Origin of the sequence: Moritella sp. JT01, assembly GCF_001574435.1 — a bacterium.
Lineage (GTDB): Bacteria > Pseudomonadota > Gammaproteobacteria > Enterobacterales > Moritellaceae > Moritella.
Map to the genome: position 1 here is coordinate 616859 of NZ_LOCN01000007.1, position 6266 is coordinate 623124.

General features: G+C 38.2%; 10 protein-coding genes. All 10 read right to left on the reverse strand.

Annotated elements, in window-relative coordinates; all coding sequences use genetic code 11:
* Positions 1 to 72: 72 nt before the first annotated feature.
* The gene (locus tag AKG98_RS22225) at positions 73 to 240 is read right to left on the reverse strand and encodes a hypothetical protein (protein WP_157534098.1); all 168 of its coding nucleotides are present in this window, start codon (positions 238 to 240) and stop codon (positions 73 to 75) included.
* A 217-nt stretch (positions 241 to 457) separates the two neighbouring features.
* The gene (locus AKG98_RS09345; protein WP_067044702.1) at positions 458 to 1051 is read right to left on the reverse strand and encodes a DUF1287 domain-containing protein; all 594 of its coding nucleotides are present in this window, start codon (positions 1049 to 1051) and stop codon (positions 458 to 460) included.
* A 104-nt stretch (positions 1052 to 1155) separates the two neighbouring features.
* A complete protein-coding gene (locus AKG98_RS09350) occupies positions 1156 to 1647 on the reverse strand; it encodes a GNAT family N-acetyltransferase (protein ID WP_067044705.1) in 492 nt (163 codons plus the stop codon).
* 28 nt (positions 1648 to 1675) lie between these two features.
* Positions 1676 to 2080 (reverse strand): VOC family protein, encoded by a 405-nt coding sequence (locus AKG98_RS09355; RefSeq protein ID WP_067044708.1) that lies wholly within the window; start codon positions 2078 to 2080, stop codon positions 1676 to 1678.
* 33 nt (positions 2081 to 2113) lie between these two features.
* Complete coding sequence (locus AKG98_RS09360) at positions 2114 to 2419, reverse strand: NIPSNAP family protein (RefSeq protein ID WP_067044711.1); 306 nt, start codon at positions 2417 to 2419, stop codon at positions 2114 to 2116.
* Between the two features lie 76 nt (positions 2420 to 2495).
* Positions 2496 to 2807 (reverse strand): cupin, encoded by a 312-nt coding sequence (locus tag AKG98_RS09365; RefSeq protein WP_067044713.1) that lies wholly within the window; start codon positions 2805 to 2807, stop codon positions 2496 to 2498.
* A 27-nt stretch (positions 2808 to 2834) separates the two neighbouring features.
* Entirely contained in the window at positions 2835 to 3428 is a 594-nt protein-coding gene (locus tag AKG98_RS09370) for an HAD-IB family phosphatase (protein WP_067044716.1), read from the reverse strand.
* Positions 3429 to 3475: 47 nt separating this feature from the next.
* Positions 3476 to 4732, reverse strand: coding sequence for a hypothetical protein (locus tag AKG98_RS09375; protein ID WP_067044719.1), 1257 nt, complete (start codon positions 4730 to 4732; stop codon positions 3476 to 3478).
* A gap of 84 nt (positions 4733 to 4816) precedes the next feature.
* Positions 4817 to 5680, reverse strand: a complete 864-nt coding sequence (locus AKG98_RS09380; RefSeq protein WP_067044722.1) for a formate/nitrite transporter family protein — start codon at positions 5678 to 5680, stop codon at positions 4817 to 4819.
* A 175-nt stretch (positions 5681 to 5855) separates the two neighbouring features.
* Positions 5856 to 6260 (reverse strand): NUDIX domain-containing protein, encoded by a 405-nt coding sequence (locus tag AKG98_RS09385; RefSeq protein WP_067044725.1) that lies wholly within the window; start codon positions 6258 to 6260, stop codon positions 5856 to 5858.
* Positions 6261 to 6266: the final 6 nt, after the last annotated feature.

Consider the following 6266-nt stretch of genomic DNA (forward strand, 5'->3'; position numbering starts at 1 on the left):
CAACGTAGAAATCACAATTAAATAGCGAAAAACCATACTTTTTTGAGCTGTCACCTCTTCTTCGCCCCCCATTTACCAGCGTATTCCATATTTGTCTTTGATTTTCTTATATAATCTAAAATCGTCATTAATACTGTATTGATACCAACCTTGGCCAACAATACCAACGTAAGCAAAAAATATTGATAAGAAAATGATAATGATACTACCCGTTAGTTTATATTCTATTGATTCAGCCATTCCCCATAAAATGTATAGGGTAAACAGACCGAACGCAGATCCGCTAAAGCAAATAAATCGTCGAAGTATAATCCACGTTTTAGCTATTACAGTTTGCACTTTTGAGGGCTTATTTTGTCGTTCTGGTGATATATACCAGCAAAACAAACAGCAGGCTGATATAACTACAATTATCCAAAACCATGGTGGCATGTGTTCCTTCCTTTCATATTTTTGGCTACATAATCCTTTTCGGCTCATAGCGATAATGGCCTGTAATCTTATAATTAAACAGCATGTCTTCCAGTACTGGGCCACCACCAATATTATGAACAACTAATGGTCTTGCAGAATCATCTGACCATTGATTCAAAATTATGCCAATGTGAGGAAGATTTCCAGGTAGCATCCAAGTGACAATATCCCCAGCTTGATATAATTCCCCGTCCTGTTTAATTGGTAGCACTTCACCATGACGCGTAAAGAAAACTTGCAAATTAGGGACTCGCCGATGATCGATGTTGCTATCTGGGCGAGATAATCCCCATATTCTCTTTGAAGGGTATTTTGAGAAATTAGTTCGCATATCCTCATGCACCAATGACTGAAGATCAACACCCAACTTACGGTAGCTACGAATTAGCAAGTCGGTACAAACACCAATATTAGAGGGTACGTCACCATTAGGATAAGCGATTCGATAATAAGAACCATCATATCGAACACTATGTTCAGTCCTTTCTAAAGCCGCAGCAACCAAATTTGATGTGAAGGTACTTCCATAAGCAACAGGAGTACACAGTAAAGCCAAAAGCAGAGCGAAACGTTTCATAGCTTATCCTATAAAAAATGGAATGCTAAGATAATAACTATCAACTTACCAAGACTTATACGCAATAACAAAATTTAAGAACAAAACCATACTTTTTTAATACATCAACCTTTCTCGAAATACTGAATTGGCATTCCTTGATGCACTCCTTGCTCACGAGATTCAAAGCCGAGTTTGAAAAGTATATGCTGAGATGCCGCATTCTCAGGTTCCGTTAACGCTAAGATTCTCTGGTAGCCAAGCTGCCTTGCGAGCTCTAGCACTGCTTGACTGGCTTCAAACGCGTAACCTTTACCTCTAGCAGAGAGTTTTAAGCGATAACCTAATTCGACAGCTGCATTATTGTGATATTCAAATGACTCAATACCGCAGTATCCAATTAAATCATTGGTAGATTGTTCGATCACCGCAAGCTTACCAATGCCGTGATTTTTAAAGGCGTTTAAGAGTAATTCAAAACGGGACTCAGCTTGTGATTGGCTCATTGCACCTGTCGGAGAGTACGCCATGAAATCAGCATTTTTTAATAGCGTAACGACAGTATCTTTATCACGTTCTACAAACTTTCGTAATAGGAGTCGTTCTGTGAGTAGCATCGATATCATCCCTGTATTTGACGTCGAATTAACTGTCTTCACAAAACCGAAACAGGTATCCATTAGGGTCTTGCACAATGAATTGTTTTTGAGTGACTAGCTGATCGTTACACTCGTAGGTTTTCGTTTCCAATGCCATATAAATAGAGCTTGGTGATAATGATTGAATACGATCATAGATATTATCAATATCGTTTGTATCCCACTGAAAATTAACACCACGGCCAAATGGTACATTCATATCACCCGTTAGCCATTTTCTTCCTGCGCTATTTAACCCTTCTAACATCAAATCAACGCCATCGAGGGTTAGAAATAGAAACTGTTCTTCTGGACGTTGATACTTAATACTGAAGCCCAGAATATCGACATAAAAGTGCTTACTTACATCAATATCAACACAATAAAGCTCTGGTACAACTCTTAAACTCATCAATAAATCCCCAAGAGATCTCACTACAATTATCTAAGCAAATACGGGCCTAAAAAAGCTACGTTCATAACTCACGATACAGTTTGTCTCTTCTGCGAACTTAAAAGCCTTTATACACTCTTGATCATCAAACGATTTAATTCGATATTCCTCGTAAGCTGCCAAACTTGGAAACGTAAATAACGCTAATGCAATATTGCTCGCACCTTCCGATGGTAAGAAATAGCCATTGTGCTGACCACCAAATTTCTCAACCAGCGGGATCCACATTTTAGCGTAGGTTTCGAACTCTTTAACCTTTGAAGCGTTAATCACATATCTCAAATAACAAGTAACCATTTATATCAAACTCCCTTTTAGTAATGTTTATGCTATCCAGTGTACTTAACACCATTTAAGTTTTAAAAAATAATTGTTATACACTGCCTTCCGATTCGACAACCAAAATTCGAGCTTCACCTTTTGGATGTGCAACATGTTCAGTTCCGACTGATGCATAGAATATATCGCCAGTTTCTAAAATAGATGATTGCTCAATACCATTTTCTTTAAACAACATTTCAACCACACCATCTAGAACAACAAAAACTTCTTCTCCATCGTTCACATGCCATTTGTAAGGCTGGTCAGTCCAATGTAAACGCGTTGTAATACCATTCATGTTAGCGATATCTTGTGCACCCCAAGCGCGCTCGGCTTTGAATTGTTTGCTTCTAATTATTTTCACTGCGTTTCCTATTATTAATTCTTACAGCTAAGCGACTTCACGCCATTGATAAAACTTTGTTTGAGCTAATTCCAACATAGGTAAGTCCTCTTTGGTATCTCCATATGCAAACACTGAATCAAACTTTGATAAATCAATATGATGATTAATTAAAGAGACTTTGTTATCACCACCACAATCACCGTGTACGTAATTACCGGTAAGTACTGCACCTTTTGATTCCAATTCACTACATATCAATTCTATATTGTGTTGTAGACACCAGAAATAAAGGTATGGGTTTAACGACGCAGAGACAACAACAATTTTATCACCTCGGGTTTTGTGCCAATTAATCTGCTCCATTGCCGTTTGTCTTAATACCGAAGGTAAATACTCCAAAGCAAACTTTTTGCCCAGCTCAAACACCGATTTTTCACTGCGATTCCAAAATGCGAATTTAGCTAATAGAGGTCTAATTTTAGCGGCAGGAAACAAGCCTATTTTGTGTAAAAATATAACGGGTGATAGTAGTACCATGCCCGAAATTAAGCGATATTTTGGGGTCGCGTAGAAAATGAATTTGGTAAAGGCATCTTCGTTGGTTATCGTGCCGTCAAAATCAAAAAAAGCTATGTTCACTTCGTTTCCTTTAAAGCTGAATATTTCGTTATATTTATGAACAACATTTACTTATATTGAAATACTATAGGTAAAACAACGACAACTATAACCGACCATACTGAATATACAGGTAGGTATTTTGTAATGGTTACCTCAAGCTCTAGCGGGTCAGCATTATACCAAACCTGTTTTATATATTGTTTAAGTAGCAGTGCAAGATGAATGAATATCAAAAGGTTGGCACCTGTTACCACGACACGATTAAGCGTCACGCCGTACTCTGCCCACCTGAATATGATGGCCGATAGTGCAACAATATTTACCATGAGAGTTGCGCCGATTAAAGCCATATTAATAAAATCTGTAATGTGTGTTGTATTTTTTCGCTCTCTTCCTGATATTGAAAATATGGTTATCGCCAAAATGACAACTAATAGTCCATTAAAGATAATCAGAAAGGCTCTGTTGCTATACGGGCTCTCACCTTGATAAATAGCCGCTATTAAGTAGACTAAAATAGTGACAAGAAACAAAGGGGAAAATACATTTGATAAAATGATCGAGAATTTACTTTGTCGCTTTTGAATAGCATCAAATAAATATGTTGCTACCAAAGGGGTACTAACAAGACCCAGTACAACAATATACTCTACATACCATTCCTCAATCGATAAGTTGATCAAGCTGAACAGGCCAAGTGTAATTCCGGTTAACACCATACCACCTAAGAGAATAAGCACTGAATATATGCCAACTTCTCCTATGTACTTAATAAAAGATAATCTAGACTGAACAGACTCCCATTTATCTGACATAAAGCTAACAGCCAATAGACTCAGTAAAAGAAGCGGTAGGTGGATTAGTGCCATTGCTATAGAGGCGGAGCTCGTATTATTTGGTAAAAGTACAGCATATACGGTACAAGCTAATAATCCCCCTGCAACTACTTTTCTTATTTTCTGACTATTCATCATATTAAGGAAATAAAAAATTACAGTCCCTATAACAGCTAATGGGATAAATCTTGGGAAATACCAGTTATCGTCGATATGAAAGAATGTAGGCAATTTAGCAATAAAACCAGCGATTAAACATAATACGATTAATATACCAATAGGCATATTTGTTCGAGGATTTGTTCGAGGATTTGTAGTCGAGTTACCGTAATTCAGCCTTGCATGCCAAACTTTTAGGGTTTCTGACTCATTATGGGTCTCAAGTGCCTGCTTAAAATCCCCTATAAATTCACTCGGAGAACTCTGATATGACGCTTCCAACACCTCCGGATTATTTATATTGTCTAAAATAATATTTTTAGTCATCGTTTTTATAACACCTTGTATAGTCGGTTAAATATAAACGGGTTGCCCCTTACTCTCCAAGGCATTTCGACCTTCCAAAACCAACTACTTGGCAATAGTGTTTGACTGCGACGCATCCATGCTGCGAGTCGACTGACCAGATAATTTACGCTGTGCAGAAGTCTTAACATGGGTGATATACAGCGGTAAACCAACTAATAAAAAGCCTCCAGCTAAGTTACCCAATACGGTTGGAATTTCGTTCCAGACAAGATAATCAATTAAAGTGAACTCGCCGCCCATGATCATCGAAAACGGGAATAAAAACATATTTACAATCGAATGCTCAAAGCCCATAAAGAAGAACAGCATAATAGGCATCCACATCGCCAGCATTTTACCCGTTGCGGATGTCGAGATCATGGCACCGACAACACCCATCGACACCATCCAGTTGCATAGCATACCGCGAATAAAAATAGTAAACCAACCAGCGGTGCCAAACTCTTGGTAACCCAGTGTTCTCGCTTCACCAATACTGCCCACTTTTGCCGCCAACGCACCGCCGTCGGTATTGTAACCGTAGGTTAAAATGAAAGAAGCAAAAAAAGCCACGATTAACGCACCTCCAAGATTACCTAAAAATACCAATCCCCAATTACGTAAAAGTTGAGTTTTGGTACAACCAGGCCGCTTATCTATTACAGCTAACGGCACAAGTGTAAACACCCCAGTTAACAGATCAAACTTCATTAAATACAGCATTATAAAGCCGACGGGGAATAAAATTGCACCAAGTAAGGGTTGTCCCGTTTTTACAATCACGGTTATCGCGAAAAAGGCTGCTAAAGCTAAAATAGCGCCAGCCATAAAAGCACGGACTAACGTATCCTTGGTGGACATAAATATTTTTTGTTCACCCGCATCGACCATCTTGGTCACAAATTCTTTCGGTTCAATATAAGACATTGTCGTACTCCCTGTAGTGTTAATTAAACTACAAGTAGCTACTTTCATGCCAATTCATAAAATATATTAATATTCAACCAATTACACCATAGAGGTACCCACTTCAGTATATAAAAAGCACCATTTAAGTGCATGAATATATATTTTTCGCTCATAAATTAGGTAGGTATATTGCTTAGATTAAATAAGCGGTGGCTAAATATCTTCTTAATTCAACGATTACGGACTGGGTGGTGGGAGTACAATCGGTAGGCAGATGTTCAATGTCGAACCAGCACACCTCTCGGCATAGATAAGGCTCTGCATTTTTAATTTCACCTTTCCAATCATCACACACATAAACATAATGCTGACAATCCACATTAGGATCAGATAATTGAGTTAAGAAACTGAGATTGATTGGTTCAACAGCAACCTCTTCCAATGACTCACGAAGTGCACTTGCTTGAGGCTGTTCGCCAAGTTCAATTCGACCAGCAGGAAAGCCCCATAACTGATCGTAAGATTTAGTATTTTGACGAAAACCAAGCAGAATCAGAGAATCTCTGATGAAAATAATTTGGACTATACTTTGAGCCATTATCTA